The following is a 16,604-nucleotide window of genomic DNA, read 5'->3' as shown; positions in this document are numbered from 1 at the left end:
CATTTAATAGAAACTGCGCCAGGTTGGCCAATAAGACGGTGTCTGGATAACGCACATAATCCATGGATTCTTGAACTAAAAGCACGAGCGTCACGAGGTGGGCGTCTCTGATGAGTCTAGGGCTTTGTTGTCGAATCTATAGTGTCCACATTCGGCCAGAAACGGTCATTTTTTTATACCGCGCGCTATGACAGAAAACTTAGTCGACAGCCCGTTTCGGGCACCAACAGATCTGGAAATTGATGCGGCTGAAAACCGTCTTGGAATCAAGTTTCACCCAGACTATCGGAAGTTTTTACGAGATGGTGGAAACGTGGCTAATGCGTTATTTGATGCTGCCGTTGTTTTGCCTGGCTCCGGTTATTGCGATTTGATTGAGATTGCAGAGACTGCATGAAACGATATCGGCGTGCCACGCCAATATTTGCCATTCGTTGAAGATAACGGCGACTATTTCTGTATCACGCCGGATGGGAGCATCGTTTATTGGTCTCACAATGGAGTTACAGACGAACGATGGCCAACGTTGGCTCTCTGGCATCAACAAGTATGCGTCGAGGGAAACTAATCTGATTTCCTCGATGGGCCAGGAGCGAGCATGTTCTATAGAGGAGGTCGGCTTGATTGCATCGAAGATCGCGTTCATAGTCCTGGCATTGATTTCCAGCATCAATAGTTCGGCGCAGTCTATTCCTAAGGACGTTAGTTCTTTCGTCGACACAAGGAAAGCATGCGATCATTTTCGAAGCGAGCCGTGGGACGTCGGTGATGAGCCTGAAGTGAAAGGGAGAAGAGAATTCCTCTTCAAAATGACGAAAAAATACTGCACCGGGACAGATCGTCGCTTGAGTAGCTTGCGCAGGAAATACCGGAATAACAATAGCGTTCTCACGATCCTCAAAGACTTTGACGACTCAATCGAGTTGGCCAACAAGAACTAAATTATTTAATAAGGGATGTCTGCTCTCGGCTAAGAACACGCAAGGTAATCCATGATGAGCTATGCAAAGAAAATCGTTCTTCTATCCCGACCCGGCTATTTTCCTGAGCGGAATGAGGATTTCCTTCAGCCGCTTTTGCGTATCGGTGGTTGATGCCCAAAAATGGGAGGAGGCCTTGGACTGGATATGCGTGGATCAAGCGCTAGCTGAGCCTCATACCATTGCGACCACTTCTCATATCGAAGAGTCTCCTGCAGAAGTGAGCTAATTCGCACAGTTGTTTGATACAGAGGGGAAGGCGGTCGTTCAGGTATCGGAGCGTTAGGGCTGCATCCGCAATGGCGGTAACCGGCCAGAAGTGGACGCTCCTTCGTCGTGGGAATCTGGCTCGTTTGGCAACCGTAATGATGCATCATTCCACAAGTTGGACGTCAGGGTAATTTGAATTCACACGGAAAAATCAGTCGCACAAATCACAATCTGGATAGCTTCCAATGTTGAAAACCTTGGTTATTTTTCTTAAGAGCGTTGGCGTATTTGTAGTAAGCCTGCTAGTGGTTTTCTTTTCCACCAACACTGAGCTAGTCTTGCACTTCGGGACGGCTATTCTTGTTTTGTTGGCGAGTGCTCTGTTTTTCTTTGCAAAGCCTATAGCTATTCGCGCTCAGGCCTTTCTGTTTTTACTTCTTGCCATTGCTATCAGCCATGCAGTGGATCGATATTTTTGGGGTGGTGTCTGTGAGCTCGGTTATCCATGGCCTTATTCAAATGGCATTGATAAGACAGCAGGCTTCATGGGTTCAATATCACCGTTCATGGATCAAGTTGCAACGGTATGCTTCTTGGTGTTAGGAAGCTTTGCGGCCATTTCCGTTGCTTGCCACCTGAAACGCCGCAGTAAGAGCCAATGCACTGCGAGCTAGGGGCAGATTGAATCCGCTTTCGGCCAGAAGCCGACGTTCAAAAGTAATGGGCTAGATAATATGCTTCCGTCGATACCAAGCAGCTATTTCGACTACATTCAAGAAAATGGTTTGTTCGAAGGGTTCACTGTCGATGAGGCCCGCCCAGGCTACATTGTCCTCTGGGCTAAGGACGAAATTCCTGGAAGCAATTCTGATATTGAAATCGAAACGTACGCGCCCGGCTTCGTTGCTTTTGCGGGAGATGGCGGCGGGGAAGTGCTGGCCTTTGATGAACAAGGCTCTGTCTACATGCTGCCACTAATTGGAATGGCGCCTGAGGCCGCCATCCGAATAGCAGATGACTTTCAATCGTTCGCCAGTAGATTCGTCCGTAACCGGCCAGAAGAGGATATCGTCTGCGGCGACATATATTGATTCAGGTAAAGGCGAATAGAGAAATGATTAAAGAACAATTTCCAGGCTGGCGTTTTAGCGCGCCTTCATCTGCAGCTGCAATTGAAAGTGCAGAGGTTGATCTCGGCATTCGACTGCCCGAGGAACTGAAGGTGCTGTACATGCAAGCTGACGGATTCAGGGAAAGCATTGGTAATTCTTCGTATCTACTACCTCTGGACGAATTAGTTGGTGTCACCACCTCGCTCTGGATGGAGTGGGAGGGATTTCGGCCGGAATTTGATATTAAACCCTTCGTCTTTTTTGGCCTGTCAAGCGCTGATGAGGCCTGGGGTATCAATTGGAAACGGCCGGGGGAGATCATAGCGTTCCACCATCACATGGAGGGTGAGTACGAACTGGTCGGCTCAACTATCCTCGAGGTCTATAAGGCAGATTTCGAGAAGCTCACGTAGAGTTTGTTTCGAGAATGCAATTGACCGGTTTTATTTATAAAGGGGCGATACCTGACAGAGGTAGATGATAATGGCCGCGGATTAAGAGGCAATGCAAATCAAAATTCGTTTCGGCCGCAATCGGCCAGGAGCGGACGTTGGTTAGAATATAGAGCGAAGAAATAGCCGGAAAAACTCTGAGTAAGCCCCCGATCCATTAACGATCAAAACCATGTCGGAACTGAACATCGCAGAAATTCCTTACGAGACTGGCGAATTGAAGTTTCGGTATTCTCGCTATCTTTCAAAAGATGGCTCAAGATGGCTTAGGCACGGTCTCTTCCGCGCCTACTATCAATCGGGCGAGCTGCAGTCCGAAGGGAATTATGTTGACGGCCATGAGCACGGCACTTGGCGCGATTTTCATAAGAATGGTCAATTGGCAGCAGAGGGCCAGTATGCGCACGGAGTCGAATCCGGTGAGTGGAAGTATTGGCGTGAAGACGGGAGCTCGGAATGAAATCTGACTTAATGGACGCCCGCTTCCGGCCAGATGCCGACCTTCCACGCGAAGGACGTTGGGATAGGCCCTAATGCCCGCTATCAAGAGCAGGCGAACCAGTTGGAAAGAAACGGCAGATCAGCTATGACAAAGTATTCCAGGAGATTCAAAATTCAATTTTCCTTGGCCATCTTTTTGACGGCCGTGGCCTTTATCCTGCACTTTATAAATTTCTATTTTGGCGTAAATCAGTTTCTGGTCGCGCTGGAAATCGGTGCAATTTTGATCGGCGTCATCAATGGCTTTTGCTATCTTCTTTTTGGATGGATGCGATCGAAGTGAGCCTTTTGAAAGCGCTTGAAATATCTGAAGAGGAAAATGCCATTCCTGAGATCTGCTACTGGTCAGCAGTGAGCGTCGAACAAGCAGATTAACGTTCGTTTCAGGGCGATCAAACAAGGAAGAGCAAGATGCCCATGAGCTCATTGTCACGAAAACTATTCATCAAGCTGGGAGCGGGTGCATTTCTTGTCGTTGTCCTGCTGGCCTTGGTAGTAGGGGCGACGCTTTATTACACGGCGTTCAGAATCGAAGAAACGCCAACTTGCATGAACTTCAGGGCGTCAGTGCCCGCCCGCATGGCGGGCAAAATTCGAACCGATCTTCAAGATGTCATCGGGCCCGACTTGAAAATCAGGATCAAGGATGAAACGGCGATTAGATGGGAATCTGACAGGGCGACTGTAAGCTACTATTCGGGACGAGAGGGTGAGGACCGTTCGATATTCGTTTGCTCTAACAATCACGATGCCAAGCTTTGGCAGGATATTGCTGTCAAGGTTGAAAAGGTTCTGGAAAGGGATTCAGCCATGTTTAGTGTTTGGCTCCAGATGAATGACCGCGACTTCAGATGCAATCCGAACTGCATCAGCGATGTGCCTCTACCTCTTGATTTTGAAAGACTGAATCGCACCTTGCTGAATCTCAATGTGCGGTAGCCAAGTCGTAGACGATACAGATGTGCCGCGTACCAGGTCAGCAATCTGCCAGGAGTAGAAAAAGTAATCCAGGATGACCTATTCTAAGAAAATTGTTCTTCTATCCCGATCCGGCTATGTTCCTGAGCGAGATGAGGATTTCCTTCGCCGGCTTTGCAGTGATGGTATCAGGCTCTTTTGCGTCTTGGGGGCTGATGCCGACAAATGGGAGGAGGCGTTGGACTGGATAGGCTTGGATCAAGGGTCAGCTGAGTCTCATTTCATTACGACTACTTCTCATATCGATGAGTCCCTTGCAGAGGTGATCGAATTCGCACAGTTGTTTGATTCGGGAGAGAAGGCCGACGTTCAGGTATTGGAGCGTTAGGGCTGCATCCGGATAGAAACAGCCATTTCGAAGAAATATAAAAATGACGCTGACATACATCTTTCTCGCTGTGACGCTCTTGGCATTCCTGACAGCACTCATCGCACCGTGGCGATATCTCCGGAAACACAAGACCTTGCTTCCCTCAGACATCGTATTGCCCTTTGCACCGGCGTTATTCGTATTGTTCGGGGTGGCGCTTTTGAATGAAGCTGCGCAAGTAGGGTGGGGTGTGATTCTGTATCCGGCCATCGCCATATTGCCGGGAGTTCTCCTTCTGAATGTCAGGGCTTTTCTCCTGACGAGACTGCGTGTTTCACCGGAAAAGATATCTCCAGTTTTGCTGACCGCTGTTTCGGTGACTGCGTTTCTTTTTGGTGCAATGATTTCGCCGTGGTACGACTGAGTAATCGGCTCGAATAGAACTTTAACAATGAGGAATAGCTTGAAGAGAAATGCGTCAATGAAAATACTTGGACTGATATTCGGCATCAGTTTTTTGGTCGAGATTCTTGCCTTGATAGCCGGTGCTCCTCTCGGCAAGAGTCTTGGACGGATGATATTGTTCAGCGGCTTGTTTGCATGGTTGCTTAGTGGCTCTCGCTTTGCGCGTTACATGCTGGGCATCCTCTATCTGCTCAGTACACTACTTGCCGGCTGGTCGGCGATCCGGTCTGACGGAACGATCGCCTCCATCATGTTGCTCGGGGGATTTGCTATCTATTCCCTTGTTGCCGGTCTGTATTTCCTCCGGTCAAAGGTCCTGCGAGCATTGACTTCGCGCGCGCCTGCCATGACCAACTGATGCTGCTTCCAGCCGTGCCAGTGCCACTGATCGTTTAAGCGGAGCGTGCCCTGTTCCAAACGTGCGCCCGCCTTGGCCAAAGACACCGGAAAAGGCCCCACGGTCTGTAGCCAACACGGCATCCGGCAGGGCATGCATCGCCCCTTCCTTCAAGACGCCGCCACCACCGCCTCCAGCTCCTTGCCCCGGGTCTCCGGCAAGATCAGGCAAGCCACGATCACCAGCCCATAACACCCCGCCGCAATCCACCCGATGGTCTGCCCCAGCGGCAGGCTGTTGCTGAGATAGCCCACCAGCGCCGGGCAGATCGCCCCGACCGCACGCCCGAAGTTGTAGCAGAATCCTTGTCCCGAACCGCGCACATCGCTGGGAAACAGTTCAGACAGATAAGCTCCCATCCCCGAAAAAATCCCCGACAGGAAAAATCCCAGCACAAAACCCAGCGCCAGCATCCACGCATCGGTAATGATCAGCTGCGTATAGCTCAGCACCAGCACGATCCCCATGGCCGCAAACAGCATGAAACAGCGGCGGCGGCCGATGGTGTCCGACAGCCAGGCCGAGGTCAGGTAGCCACAGAAGGACCCGCCGATCAGCACCAACAGATAGGTACTGGTGCCCAGCACCGACAGGTGGCGTTCGGTCTTCAGGAAGGTCGGCAGCCAGGTCGTCACCGAGTAATACGCCCCCTGCATGCCGGTCGCCAGGAGGCTGGCCAGCAGCGTCGTGCGCAGCAGGTCGCGATGGAAAATGCGCAGGAAGTTGCCGCGCTGGCCGCTCTCGCGCAGCCGGGCCTGGGTCGCCAGATAGACCTCCGGTTCGCTGATGGCGCGGCGGATGTAGAGCGTCAGCAGGGCCGGCAGCACGCCGATCCAGAACAGCACCTTCCACGCCGTCTCCGGCGGCAGCACCGCATAGACGCCCCAGAACGCCAGCGCCGAAGCCGCCCAGCCCACCGCCCAGCTGCTCTGCACCAGGCCAGAAGCCTTTCCGCGATGGCGGGCCGAGATGGTTTCGGCGATCAGCACCGAGCCCACGGCCCATTCGCCACCCATGCCGAAGCCCTGCATCGCACGGGTAAAGAACAGTTCGCCGAAGGACGTGGTGAAGCCGGAGAGGAAGGTGAAGAGCGCAAACCACAGCACCGTCCATTGCAGCACGCGCACTCGCCCATAGCGGTCGGCCAGCACGCCTGCGGCCCAGCCGCCGATGGCCGAGGTCAGCAGGGCGCCGGTGGCGATGTAGCCCGCTTCGGCCTTGCTCATGCTCCACGCGGCCAAGAGCGTGGGGATGAGGAAGGTGTAGATCATGTAATCAAAACCATCCACCGCATAGCCGGTGAAGGTCGCCGTGAGCGTGCGTCGCTCGGATGTCGTTGTCTCTTGCAGCCACATGATGATCCCCGTAATGAATGTATGTAAATCACTGACGTGCGGCATCGGTGGTCGCGTGCAAGAAGCATGCGGCCATCGATGAAAAAACGGTAGGGCGGCAGCAGGCGCTAGGCCTGCGCGTCGAGCAGCAGGTCGCTGTTGAGCTTGTCGGTCACCAGCATGTAGCCGGGTGCATGGGTGATGCAGAATTCGGGCCGGGCGGCGACGATGGCGGCTTGCGGTGTGACGCCGCAGGCCCAGAACACCGGCAGCTCATCGGCGTGGATGTCCACCGCTTCGCCATAGTCGGGCTGGCGGATATCGGCAATGCCGATCAGGGCCGGGTCGCCGATGTGGATCGGTGCGCCATGCACCTGCGGCGTGCGCGCGGTGATCTGGATGGCGCGGATGGCATCGGCGGCCTTGAGCGGCCGCATCGAGACCACCGTCGGCCCCTGGAACACGCCCACCGGCTGCGTCGGGATATTGGTGCGGTACATGGCCACGTTGCGCCCCTCGCTCACGTGGCGCAGCGGGATGCCGGCGGCCAGCAGCGCATGTTCGAAGGAGAAGGAACAGCCCAGCGCAAACGTGACCAGGTCGTCGCGCCACACCGCGCGCAGGTCGTTCACTTCGGCCACGCGTTCGCCGTAGCGCCACAGGTGATAGCGCGGCACGTCGCTGCGCACGTCCAGGTCCAGGCCCAGTGCAGGCAGGGCGGGCGAGCCCGGCGTGGAGACGGCCAGCAAGGGACAGGGAATGGGATTGCGTTCACAGAAGGCGAGAAAATCATCGGCCAGCGCCGCCGGCAGGATCGCCAGGTTGACCTGCACATGGGCACTGGCGACACCGCTGGTGTGGCCGGTGAAGGCGCCGCTGCGGGCGGCCAGCCGCACGTCGAGCGCGCTGGAGGCAGCCGACAGCGCAGGCGCTGGTGCGGGATGGATCGGTACGGCGGGCAAGGCGGTGGCAGTCTCTGGCATGGCGGTCTCCTTCTTGGAATGGAGCCGATGTTAGGAGCGTGCCGGGACAGCGTCCAACAAAAAATTTATATCTTTTGTTATCGATTTTTTCGATGAGGACAACGGAAATTCCACTGTAGCGATTTCCGTGCCAGGGGCTCATTTTTCGGTGGCGCGGCCTTTGCCTTGTGTGCGGCGAGCATGCTCCAATGCCGAATCGAGCACGAGTTCGGCCAGGCTGGAACTGGGGTCTTCGCGATAGCTGGCGTGGATCTGCAAGGGCGGGAGCGTGGCCTCGCAGCGCAGGATGCGCAAGGGAAGACGGCGCGTGAGTTCGCGCACCGAGGCGCGCGGCAGGGTGGCCACACCGAAGCCGCCTTCGACCAGCTGCACCATGGCGGAGATGGAAGAGATGGCATGCACGCGCGGTTCGATCACGCCCCATTCCTGGCACAGCTGCAGCAATCCCTGGTGCGGCTGCGAGCCGCGCTGGAAGGTGATGAGGTCGTGTGCGGCCAGTTCGTCCAGCGTATGCGAACGCGTACCGAAGCGTTCGCGATGGCCCACGAAGACCATTTCCATCGGCGTCATCAGACGCGAGCGCACGGCCGTGTCGCTGCCCACGGTGGAGGTGAAGACCAGGTCCTGGGCGCCGCGCCGGGTCTGCTCGGTCAGCACTGGGGAGGTTTCCACGGTGAGTTCCAGCGCGAAATCGGGATAGCGGCTGCGGATTTCCTGCAGCCAGGCGGGCAGCCAGCTGTGCACCACCGATTCGATGCTGCCGATGCGCAGCAGCAGCGGGCCGGCGCTGTTGCCGCCGAGTTCCTGGCGGATCTGGCGCTGCATGTCGAGCAGTTTCACGGCCAGCCGCTGGAAGCGCTGCCCGGCCACGGTGAGGCGAAACTGTTTCTCGCGGCGATCCAGCAGCACCACGCCCAGTTCTTCTTCCAGCGAGGCGATGCGGCTGGACATGGTCGATTGCGTGATGTGGAGCTTTTCAGCGGCGCGGGTGATGCTCTTGAGCGAGGCGGCCCAGTGGAAGGCCTCGACGAAACGCAGGTTCATGAGTGCTCGGCGGTGAAGTGGATGGCTTGGCGCAATGCGCTGCGTAGCCTACCAGATGCCCGCAGGCCAATGCGCTTGTTCGGAAACGGCGAGCCATGCCGAATTTTCTTGCGCACCGCACCAATTTTCCCGCCGCTTGACACAATCCTCCCCCATACCTATCCTCACCCCCGATTGGTCTTACCTTTTGTCGCCCGCAATCGCCGGGCTGGCGGGCCAGGCCGGCACTGCCGCGACGGCAGCGATTCACCCTACAGGCAAATACCCAGAGAGCATGTCCTTCGACCCCATCGTCCAGAAATCCATTTCCGAGCAGGTAGCCCAGCGGCTGCTGACCATGATCCGCAGCGGCCTGCTGAAACCCGACCAGCAGCTGCCGCCCGAGCGCGAGCTGGCGGCCATGCTGGGCGTGGGCCGTCCTGCCGTGCGCGAGGCCATTCGCGGGCTGGCATTGCTGGGCCTGCTGCGCATCCGCCAGGGCGAGGGCACCTTCGTCAGCTCGCTGGAAACGCGCGAGCTGCTGGAGCCGCTGGAGATGATCATCGATCTCAACCCCGGCACGCTCGAGGCGCTGTTCGACGCCCGTCTCATCATCGAGACCGGCGTGGCCGCACTGGCCGCCACCCATATCGAGGACGCCGAACTGGCGCGTTTGGCGCGCAACGTGGAGGATGAGGCGCGGCTGCTGTCGGACCCGGCCGCCTTCTCGGCAGCGGATGTGGAATTCCACGAGGCCATCATCGAGGCCTGCAACAATCCCTTCCTGCAAAGCGTCGCCGGCAGTCTCTACATGCTGGGCAAGAAGAGCCGCTCCATCACCTCGCGCATCCCCTCCACGCTGGAACGCAGCCTGCAGGATCACCGCGACATCCTGGCTGCCCTGAAGGCGCGCAATCCGCACCAGGCTTCCGAGGCCATGCGCAATCACCTGCTGCGGGTGCGCGATGCCTATCGCAGCGCCGGACGCAGCCAGAACGAATCGGTCCACGACTGAGTCTGTCCGTACCATCCAACGCAGGAAGCGCCGCCGTTGCTGCCGGGCTGGTCCCGCAGCATTCCACAACGGTGGCGTGGCAGCACAGCCGCAGCATGGCCTGCGGTGCCCCTTACAAGAAGCGATACCGGCAAGGCGCACAGGGCCGCCTGTTGATGCAGCATTTCTACAAGCCGGACAGGCAGGATCTTTCCTTATCAATCGATTGCAGGAGAACAGCATGCTGGATCTGGCAGGTAAAGTCGTCTTCATCAGCGGTGCGAGCACCGGTATCGGCGCGGCCGCCGCGCGCGCCTTCGCAGCACGTGGCGCGCACGTGGTGGTCCACTACAACAGTTCGAAGGAAGAGGCAGAGGCCGTAGCCGCAGAAGTGCGCGCCGCCGGCAGCAAGGCCGTCACCATCGGCGCGGATGTGCGCGATACGGCGGCCATCAACGCCGCCATCACCAAGGCCGTGGAACAGATGGGCCGCATCGACGTACTCATCAACAACGCCGGCGCACTGGTCAAGCGGGCTCCGCTGGAAACGGTCACCGATGAACTCTTCGACGAGATCATCAACATCAACGCCCGCTCGGTAGTGGCCTTCACGCGTGCGGTCATTCCCGTCATGCGCGGCCAGGGCGGCGGCAACATCATCAACGTGACCTCGGTGGCAGCACGCCATGGCGGTGGCCCCGGTGCGCTGATCTATGCCGCCTCCAAAGGCTTCGTCAGCACCATCACGCGCGGCATGGCCAAGGAATTGCTGGCCGACAAGATCCGCGTCAATGCGGTGGCGCCGGGCGTGATCATGACGCCGTTCCAGGAACGCTTCACCACCCCGGAACAGCTGGAGGGCTTCCGCAAGACCATCCCCATGGGCCGCATCGGCGAGCCGGACGAATGCAGCGGCGCTTTCCTCTACCTCGCCTCGGACCAGATGTCGGGCTACGTGACCGGACAGATCATCGACGTCAACGGCGGCCAGTACATGCCGTAACCTGCGAGGCCGCGCCCTGCCGGTTCTGGCATGGCTCTTGCGGGCAGGAAGGGATCATGCGCCACGATCCTTTCCTGCCCGTTTCCGCTTCTGCCGCCCTGGCCCCGCCAGGCGGCCTGCTGCGCGACAAGCTGGCACTGCTGCTGGACTCCACCGGCGAGGGCATCTACGGTATCGACCTCGAGGGGCGCTGCACCTTCATCAACCGCGCCGGTGCGGCGATGCTGGGTTATGCGCCGGCAGACGTGCTGGGCCACAACATGCACGAACTGGTGCATCACAGCCATGAGCACGGCGGCCATTACCCCGAGGCCGAGTGCCCGATCCTGAAGGCCTTCCGCAAGGGCGAGTCCTGCCGCGTCGACCAGGAAGTGTTCTGGCGCGCCGATGGCAGCTGCTTTGCGACCGAATATTCTTCCTACCAGATCATCGATGGCGGCCAGGTGCGCGGGGCGGTGATTGCCTTCAGCGATATCTCCAAGCGGCGCCAGGCCGAGGAACAGTTGCAGCGCGCCAAGGCCGAACTGGAGGTGCGCGTGGCCGAGCGCACCCGCGAATTGTCAGCCGCGCTGCGCCAGGTGCGGCAATTGTCGGCGCATGCGCATTCGGTGCGCGAGGATGAGCGCACCCGCATTGCCCGCGAAATCCACGACGAGCTGGGCAGCCTGCTGGTCGCCCTGAAACTGGACGTAAACTGGATGGCCAAACGCGTGACCGATCTCGATCCGGTGGCCCGCAAGTGCGAAGCCATGAGCCGCCTGATCGAAACGGCGGTCGACAACGTGGGACGCATCATCACCGACCTGCGCCCCAGCATCCTCGATCACCAGGGCCTGATCGCCGCCCTGGAATGGCAGGTGCAGGAATTCTCCGAAGCCACTGAATTGCCCTGCGAGGTCGAGTTCGATATCGCGCCGGAAGCCTTCGTGCCGGATGGCGCCAAGGCCACGGCGGCGTTTCGCATCTTCCAGGAAATGCTCTCCAACGTGGCGCGCCACGCGCAGGCCACGCAGGTGCGCATCGCGGTCCACCTCACCCCGGCAGAACTGCGCATGGAAGTGGAAGACGATGGCGTGGGCACGCCCCGCGCCGCGCAGGAAGCGGCCACATCCTATGGGGTGATGGGCATGCGCGAGCGCGCCTTGCACTTCGGTGGCGCACTGAGCATTGCTGGTGCGCGGTTTGCACCAGGGCACGGCAGGCCGGGGACGCTGGTCTGCCTGCGCCTGCCCCATCACGCCAGCCGGGAGGCCTCGTGAGCCGCCCCGGCGACAACATCCGCATCCTGCTCTGCGACGACCATCGCATCGTGCGCGAGGGCTTGAAGCAGATCCTGGCCGATACGCCCGACATCGAGGTGGCGGCCGAATGCGCCAGCGGCCCCGAGGTGCTGCACAGTGCGCGGGTCGAGGCGATCGACCTGGTGCTGTTGGACATCGCCATTCCCCAGCAGGACGGGCTGGACGTGCTGCGCCAGATCAAGCAGGAGATGCCGCGCCTGCCGGTGCTGATGCTGTCCACCTATCCCGAGAAACAATACGCGGCCCGCTGCTACAAGCTGGGCGCAGCGGGTTATCTCAACAAGAGTACTGACCCCGAGCAACTGGTGGAAGCCATCCGCAAGGCCGCTGGCGGTGGCCTTTACGTGAGCGCGCAGATGGCCGAGACGCTGGCCTCCGGCCTGGCCCAGCGCGCCACGGCCCCGCAGCGTGCCGCGCATGAGAGCCTGTCGCACCGCGAATACCAGGTCTTCCAGCTGATCGCCGCCGGGCGCAGCGTCAAGGAAATCGCCGACCAGCTGGAGCTGAGCCCCAATACGGTGAGCACTTACCGCAGCCGCATCCTGGAGAAGACCGGCGCTTCCAATGATGTGGGCATCGCCATGTATGCGGTGCGGCACCAGTTGCTGCCGGTGTGAGCATTTCTCTCCTGGTGTCGTCATTTTGCAGCGCGTTTTCGTCATTCTGACGATGTGATCGACGTTGCTTGTAGTGGCAGCACTACAAGATGTCGTGCGCCCATGACGTATTGCAGCGGGCTGGCAAATCCCTTGCAGGTAGTGCAGGTGAAAGCAGCAACTCACCTGACACTCACCAAACGGGGGATTTATGCCGGACGTACCAGAGACCAATCTGTTCCACACCTATGACGCCGAACGCGCCGGGCAGGGCTGTTCCTGCGGCCGCCACGGCAGCCAGCAGCAGCACGAGGCCGATGTGCTGGCCGAGCAGCAGCGCCTGCAGCGCGGCCGCGATGTGGAAACCCTGACCAATGACGTGGTGGAAGAGACGCTGATGCGTTCGCTCTTCCCGCGCGTGGCCGAGCGCCGTGATTTCCTGCGGGCGGTGGGCAAGAATGCGGCACGGGCGGCCATTGCCAGCGTGCTGCCGCTGGGTTCGCTGCAGGCCATGGCGCAGGAAAAGAATGGCGCGCTGGAAAAGAAGGACCTCAAGATCGGCTTCATCGCCATCACCTGTGCGGCGCCGCTCATCATGGCCGATCCGCTGGGCTTCTATCGCAAGCAGGGCTTGAACGTGTCGCTCAACAAGACGGCCGGCTGGGCGCTGATCCGCGACAAGATGATCAACAAGGAACACGACGCCTCGCACTTCCTCTCGCCCATGCCGATGGCCATGTCCATGGGCGTGGGCAGCAATGCCACGCAGATGCGCGTGGCCACCATCCAGAACATCAACGGCCAGGCCATCACGCTGCATACCAAGCACAAGGACAAGCGCGATCCCAAACAATGGAAGGGCTTCAAGTTCGCCGTCCCCTTCGAATATTCGATGCACAATTTCCTGCTGCGCTACTACCTGGCCGAGCACGGCCTGGACCCGGACCGCGACGTGCAGATCCGCGTGACGCCGCCGCCGGAGATGGTGGCCAACCTGCGTGCCGGCAACATCGACGGTTTCCTCGGGCCGGACCCGTTCAACCAGCGCGCGGTCTATGACGAAGTCGGTTTCATTCATATCCTCTCCAAGGAGATCTGGGACGGACATCCGTGCTGCGCCTTCGGCACCTCCGAAGAGTTCATCAAGCAGAATCCCAATACCTTCGCGGCGCTGTTCCGCGCCGTGCTGACTGCGGCGGCCATGGCGCGCGATCCGGCCAACCGCTCGCTGGTGGCCAAGGTGATTTCGCCGCCGGCCTACCTGAACCAGCCGGAGACGGTGGTGGAGCAGGTCCTCACCGGCCGCTTCGCCGATGGCCTCGGCAACGTCAAGAACGTGCCGGGTCGTGCCGATTTCGATCCGGTGCCCTGGGATTCGATGGGGGTGTGGATCCTCACGCAGATGAAGCGCTGGGGCTACATCAAGGGCGACGTCGACTACAAGGCCATCGCCGAAAAGGTGCTGCTGCTGACCGAGGCCAAGAAGCACATGAAGGAGCTGGGCCAGCCGGTGCCGGAGGGGACCTACCGCAAGTATTCCATCATGGGCAAGGAGTTCGATGCCAACAAGGCCGACGCCTACGTGAACAGCTTCGCCATCAAGAGGAGCGCGTGATGCCGGCGCAGCATCTCGGCTGGCGCGCTGCGCTCATTTCCCTGCTGCTGCTGGCCGCACTGCTGATGGTGTGGCACCTGGCCACGCTGCCCAAGGAGAGTGCCGCCAGTGCCGCCCAGGACGAATACGCCAAGCTGATGGGCAAGAGCAGCGGTGCGGCCAAGCGGGATGGCTTCCCGGGCCTGGCGCAGATGGGCGAGACCATCCGCAAGGAACTGAGCAATCCCTTCTACGACAACGGTCCCAATGACAAGGGGATCGGCATCCAGCTGGCCTATTCGCTGGGCCGGGTCGGGCTGGGGTTTGCGATTGCGGCGGTGGTGGCGGTGCCGCTGGGCTTCCTGTTGGGAATGTCGCCGCTGATGCAGCGGGCGCTCAATCCCTTCATCCAGATCTTGAAGCCCATTTCCCCGCTGGCCTGGATGCCGCTGGCGCTCTACACCATCAAGGATTCCTCGGTGTCGGGGGTGTTCGTGATCTTCATCTGCTCGGTCTGGCCGATGCTGATGAACACCGCCTTCGGCGTGGCCTCGGTGCGGCGCGACTGGTTGAACGTGGCCAAGACCCTGGAGGTGGCACCGCTGCGGCGCGCCTTCCTGGTGATCCTGCCGGCGGCAGCGCCGACCATCCTGACCGGCATGCGCATCTCCATGGGCATCGCCTGGCTGGTGATCGTGGCCGCCGAGATGCTGGTGGGCGGGACCGGCATCGGCTACTTCGTCTGGAATGAATGGAACAACCTGTCGCTGACTAGCGTGATCTTCGCCATCCTGGTCATCGGCGTGACCGGCATGGTGCTGGACCTGATCTTCGCGCGGCTGCAGAAGTGGGTCACCTATGTCGAATGAAGGGAGCAGCAGCATGGATCACAATTTCCTGAGCGTGCAGGGCCTGGGCAAGCGTTATGCAGCGGGTGCGCCGCCGGTGTTCGAGCAGGTCTCCTTCGGTATCGATCGCGGCGAGTTCGTCTGCGTCATCGGGCACTCGGGCTGTGGCAAGACCACCATCCTCAACGTGCTGGCCGGGCTGGAAGCGGCCAGCGAGGGCGTGGTCATCATGGACCAGCGCGAGGTCAAGGGGCCGAGCCTGGATCGTGGCGTGGTGTTCCAGAGCCATGCCCTCATGCCCTGGTTCAGCGTGCTGGGCAATGTGGTGTTCGCAGTGCGCTCGCGCTGGCCCGACTGGCCGCTTGCCAAGGCCGAGGAGCATGCGCGCCGCTTCATCGAGATGGTCGGCTTGAAGGGCGCTGAACATAAAAAGCCCTCCGAACTCTCGGGCGGCATGAAGCAGCGCGTGGGCATTGCGCGCGCCTTCTCCATCGAGCCCAAGATGCTGCTCATGGATGAGCCCTTCGGTGCGCTCGATGCCTTGACCCGTGGCGTGGTGCAGGACGAGTTGCTGAAGATCTGCGCGGCCACGCACCAGACCGTGTTCATGATTACCCACGATGTGGATGAAGCGATCCTGCTGGCCGACAAGATCTTCCTCATGTCCAACGGCCCGCAGGCCTGCATCGCCGAGGTGGTCATCAATACCCTGCCCAAGAACCGCACGCGCGAAGGCATGCACCACGATCCGCAGTTCTATCGCATTCGCAATCACCTGGTCGATTTCCTGGTGCATCGTTCGCGCCAGATCCAGGCGGCGCAGGCCAGCGGTGCGGCGCGCCTGCCGACCCGCATCGTCATGCCGGGACTGGAGCAGGCGGCCGCCTGAAGGCGAGGGGCAGGGTGACCTGCCATTTCGTCAGTTCATATCGTCGTTTTGCAGCATCGTTTCGTCAGGATCGATGACGCGCACTACACAGTGTCATCGGTTTTCATTTTTCGTCCACCACAAGGAGAGAGCGCATGGACCGCAACCAAGTCACCCAGAAGATCGTCACCGCCAAGGTCAGCAAGAAGATGACCTGGGCCCAGATCGCCGAACGCATCGGCCAGAGCAAGGAGTGGACTACCGCCGCCATGCTGGGCCAGATGACCCTGACCGCCAAGCAGGCCGCGGTGGCCCAGGAGCTGTTCGAACTGACCGATGAAGAAACGCTGTGGCTGCAGATCGTGCCCTACAAGGGCTCGCTGCCGACCCCGGTGCCGACCGATCCGCTGATCTATCGCTGGTACGAGATCGTCAGTGTCTATGGCAGCACCATCAAGGAGCTGATCCACGAGGAGTTCGGCGACGGCATCATGAGCGCCATCGACTTCAAGATGGATATCCAGCGCCAGGCCGATCCCAATGGCGATCGCGTCAACGTGATGCTGTCGGGCAAGTTCCTGCCGTACAAGACCTATTGAGTCACATCGGGTTACAAGCGCGGCGATGCAAAGGCGGAATGCGCGGCTAGAATAGC

21 protein-coding genes and 1 pseudogene are annotated in these 16,604 nt (G+C 59.4%); 18 read left to right on the top strand and 4 right to left on the bottom strand.

The window, feature by feature from the left end; translation table 11 throughout:
• The first annotated feature begins 187 nt into the window (after positions 1 to 187).
• From FYB76_RS13255 to FYB76_RS13235, 6 genes and pseudogenes are all read left to right on the top strand, one after another.
• A pseudogene (locus tag FYB76_RS13255) lies at positions 188 to 568 on the top strand (SMI1/KNR4 family protein).
• Positions 498 to 941, top strand: a complete 444-nt coding sequence (locus tag FYB76_RS26640) for a hypothetical protein (protein ID WP_195724640.1) — start codon at positions 498 to 500, stop codon at positions 939 to 941. Before FYB76_RS13255 ends, FYB76_RS26640 begins: the two are co-directional and overlap by 71 nt.
• A 494-nt stretch (positions 942 to 1,435) precedes the next feature.
• On the top strand, positions 1,436 to 1,864 hold the full coding sequence (locus FYB76_RS13250; RefSeq protein WP_154133920.1) for a hypothetical protein: 429 nt from the start codon (positions 1,436 to 1,438) through the stop codon (positions 1,862 to 1,864).
• Between the two features lie 60 nt (positions 1,865 to 1,924).
• Positions 1,925 to 2,281, top strand: coding sequence for an SMI1/KNR4 family protein (locus FYB76_RS13245; protein ID WP_154133919.1), 357 nt, complete (start codon positions 1,925 to 1,927; stop codon positions 2,279 to 2,281).
• Positions 2,282 to 2,304: 23 nt separating this feature from the next.
• A complete protein-coding gene (locus FYB76_RS13240; RefSeq protein WP_154133918.1) occupies positions 2,305 to 2,715 on the top strand; it encodes an SMI1/KNR4 family protein in 411 nt (136 codons plus the stop codon).
• A 211-nt stretch (positions 2,716 to 2,926) separates the two neighbouring features.
• Positions 2,927 to 3,214 (top strand): toxin-antitoxin system YwqK family antitoxin, encoded by a 288-nt coding sequence (locus tag FYB76_RS13235; protein ID WP_154133917.1) that lies wholly within the window; start codon positions 2,927 to 2,929, stop codon positions 3,212 to 3,214.
• Between the two features lie 120 nt (positions 3,215 to 3,334).
• On the opposite strand, the gene FYB76_RS13230 is transcribed toward FYB76_RS13235, so the two are convergent.
• Entirely contained in the window at positions 3,335 to 3,655 is a 321-nt protein-coding gene (locus FYB76_RS13230; protein WP_195724636.1) for a hypothetical protein, read from the bottom strand.
• 11 nt (positions 3,656 to 3,666) lie between these two features.
• On the opposite strand from FYB76_RS13230, the gene FYB76_RS13225 reads away from it, so the two are divergent.
• The 4 genes from FYB76_RS13225 to FYB76_RS13210 all read left to right on the top strand — a co-directional run bounded on the left by FYB76_RS13225 (position 3,667) and on the right by FYB76_RS13210 (position 5,366).
• Positions 3,667 to 4,194, top strand: a complete 528-nt coding sequence (locus FYB76_RS13225) for a hypothetical protein (RefSeq protein WP_195724635.1) — start codon at positions 3,667 to 3,669, stop codon at positions 4,192 to 4,194.
• Between the two features lie 73 nt (positions 4,195 to 4,267).
• Complete coding sequence (locus FYB76_RS13220; protein WP_154133914.1) at positions 4,268 to 4,561, top strand: hypothetical protein; 294 nt, start codon at positions 4,268 to 4,270, stop codon at positions 4,559 to 4,561.
• A 43-nt stretch (positions 4,562 to 4,604) separates the two neighbouring features.
• Complete coding sequence (locus FYB76_RS13215; RefSeq protein ID WP_154133913.1) at positions 4,605 to 4,967, top strand: hypothetical protein; 363 nt, start codon at positions 4,605 to 4,607, stop codon at positions 4,965 to 4,967.
• 57 nt (positions 4,968 to 5,024) lie between these two features.
• On the top strand, positions 5,025 to 5,366 hold the full coding sequence (locus FYB76_RS13210; RefSeq protein WP_154133912.1) for a hypothetical protein: 342 nt from the start codon (positions 5,025 to 5,027) through the stop codon (positions 5,364 to 5,366).
• 149 nt (positions 5,367 to 5,515) lie between these two features.
• On the opposite strand, the gene FYB76_RS13205 is transcribed toward FYB76_RS13210, so the two are convergent.
• The 3 genes from FYB76_RS13205 to FYB76_RS13195 all read right to left on the bottom strand — a co-directional run bounded on the left by FYB76_RS13205 (position 5,516) and on the right by FYB76_RS13195 (position 8,766).
• On the bottom strand, positions 5,516 to 6,760 hold the full coding sequence (locus tag FYB76_RS13205) for an MFS transporter (RefSeq protein ID WP_154133911.1): 1,245 nt from the start codon (positions 6,758 to 6,760) through the stop codon (positions 5,516 to 5,518).
• Positions 6,761 to 6,867: 107 nt separating this feature from the next.
• Positions 6,868 to 7,722 (bottom strand): putative hydro-lyase, encoded by an 855-nt coding sequence (locus FYB76_RS13200; protein ID WP_154133910.1) that lies wholly within the window; start codon positions 7,720 to 7,722, stop codon positions 6,868 to 6,870.
• 138 nt (positions 7,723 to 7,860) lie between these two features.
• Positions 7,861 to 8,766, bottom strand: a complete 906-nt coding sequence (locus FYB76_RS13195; protein WP_154133909.1) for a LysR family transcriptional regulator — start codon at positions 8,764 to 8,766, stop codon at positions 7,861 to 7,863.
• Positions 8,767 to 9,040: 274 nt separating this feature from the next.
• On the opposite strand from FYB76_RS13195, the gene FYB76_RS13190 reads away from it, so the two are divergent.
• The 8 genes from FYB76_RS13190 (at position 9,041) to cynS (ending at position 16,548) form a co-directional block, all read left to right on the top strand.
• Positions 9,041 to 9,760, top strand: coding sequence for a FadR/GntR family transcriptional regulator (locus tag FYB76_RS13190; RefSeq protein ID WP_088754924.1), 720 nt, complete (start codon positions 9,041 to 9,043; stop codon positions 9,758 to 9,760).
• A 220-nt stretch (positions 9,761 to 9,980) separates the two neighbouring features.
• Positions 9,981 to 10,742, top strand: a complete 762-nt coding sequence (locus FYB76_RS13185; RefSeq protein ID WP_154133908.1) for an SDR family NAD(P)-dependent oxidoreductase — start codon at positions 9,981 to 9,983, stop codon at positions 10,740 to 10,742.
• A gap of 56 nt (positions 10,743 to 10,798) precedes the next feature.
• Complete coding sequence (locus tag FYB76_RS13180; RefSeq protein WP_088754926.1) at positions 10,799 to 12,001, top strand: PAS domain-containing sensor histidine kinase; 1,203 nt, start codon at positions 10,799 to 10,801, stop codon at positions 11,999 to 12,001.
• The gene (locus FYB76_RS13175) at positions 11,998 to 12,660 is read left to right on the top strand and encodes a response regulator transcription factor (RefSeq protein WP_121045044.1); all 663 of its coding nucleotides are present in this window, start codon (positions 11,998 to 12,000) and stop codon (positions 12,658 to 12,660) included. The genes FYB76_RS13180 and FYB76_RS13175 overlap by 4 nt, the downstream gene beginning before the upstream one ends.
• A gap of 190 nt (positions 12,661 to 12,850) precedes the next feature.
• The gene (locus FYB76_RS13170) at positions 12,851 to 14,254 is read left to right on the top strand and encodes a CmpA/NrtA family ABC transporter substrate-binding protein (protein WP_154133906.1); all 1,404 of its coding nucleotides are present in this window, start codon (positions 12,851 to 12,853) and stop codon (positions 14,252 to 14,254) included.
• The gene (gene ntrB, locus FYB76_RS13165; RefSeq protein WP_088754928.1) at positions 14,254 to 15,102 is read left to right on the top strand and encodes a nitrate ABC transporter permease; all 849 of its coding nucleotides are present in this window, start codon (positions 14,254 to 14,256) and stop codon (positions 15,100 to 15,102) included. Before FYB76_RS13170 ends, ntrB begins: the two co-directional genes overlap by 1 nt.
• 13 nt (positions 15,103 to 15,115) lie before the next feature.
• The gene (locus FYB76_RS13160) at positions 15,116 to 15,970 is read left to right on the top strand and encodes an ABC transporter ATP-binding protein (RefSeq protein WP_088754929.1); all 855 of its coding nucleotides are present in this window, start codon (positions 15,116 to 15,118) and stop codon (positions 15,968 to 15,970) included.
• A 134-nt stretch (positions 15,971 to 16,104) separates the two neighbouring features.
• Complete coding sequence (cynS, locus tag FYB76_RS13155; protein ID WP_034329823.1) at positions 16,105 to 16,548, top strand: cyanase; 444 nt, start codon at positions 16,105 to 16,107, stop codon at positions 16,546 to 16,548.
• Positions 16,549 to 16,604: the final 56 nt, after the last annotated feature.

The organism is Herbaspirillum sp. CAH-3, from assembly GCF_009668275.1.
Classification (GTDB): Bacteria; Pseudomonadota; Gammaproteobacteria; order Burkholderiales; family Burkholderiaceae_D; genus Herbaspirillum; species Herbaspirillum aquaticum.
The sequence above is the reverse complement of the archived record's forward strand: the minus strand, read 5'-3'. Positions and strand labels throughout refer to the sequence as shown.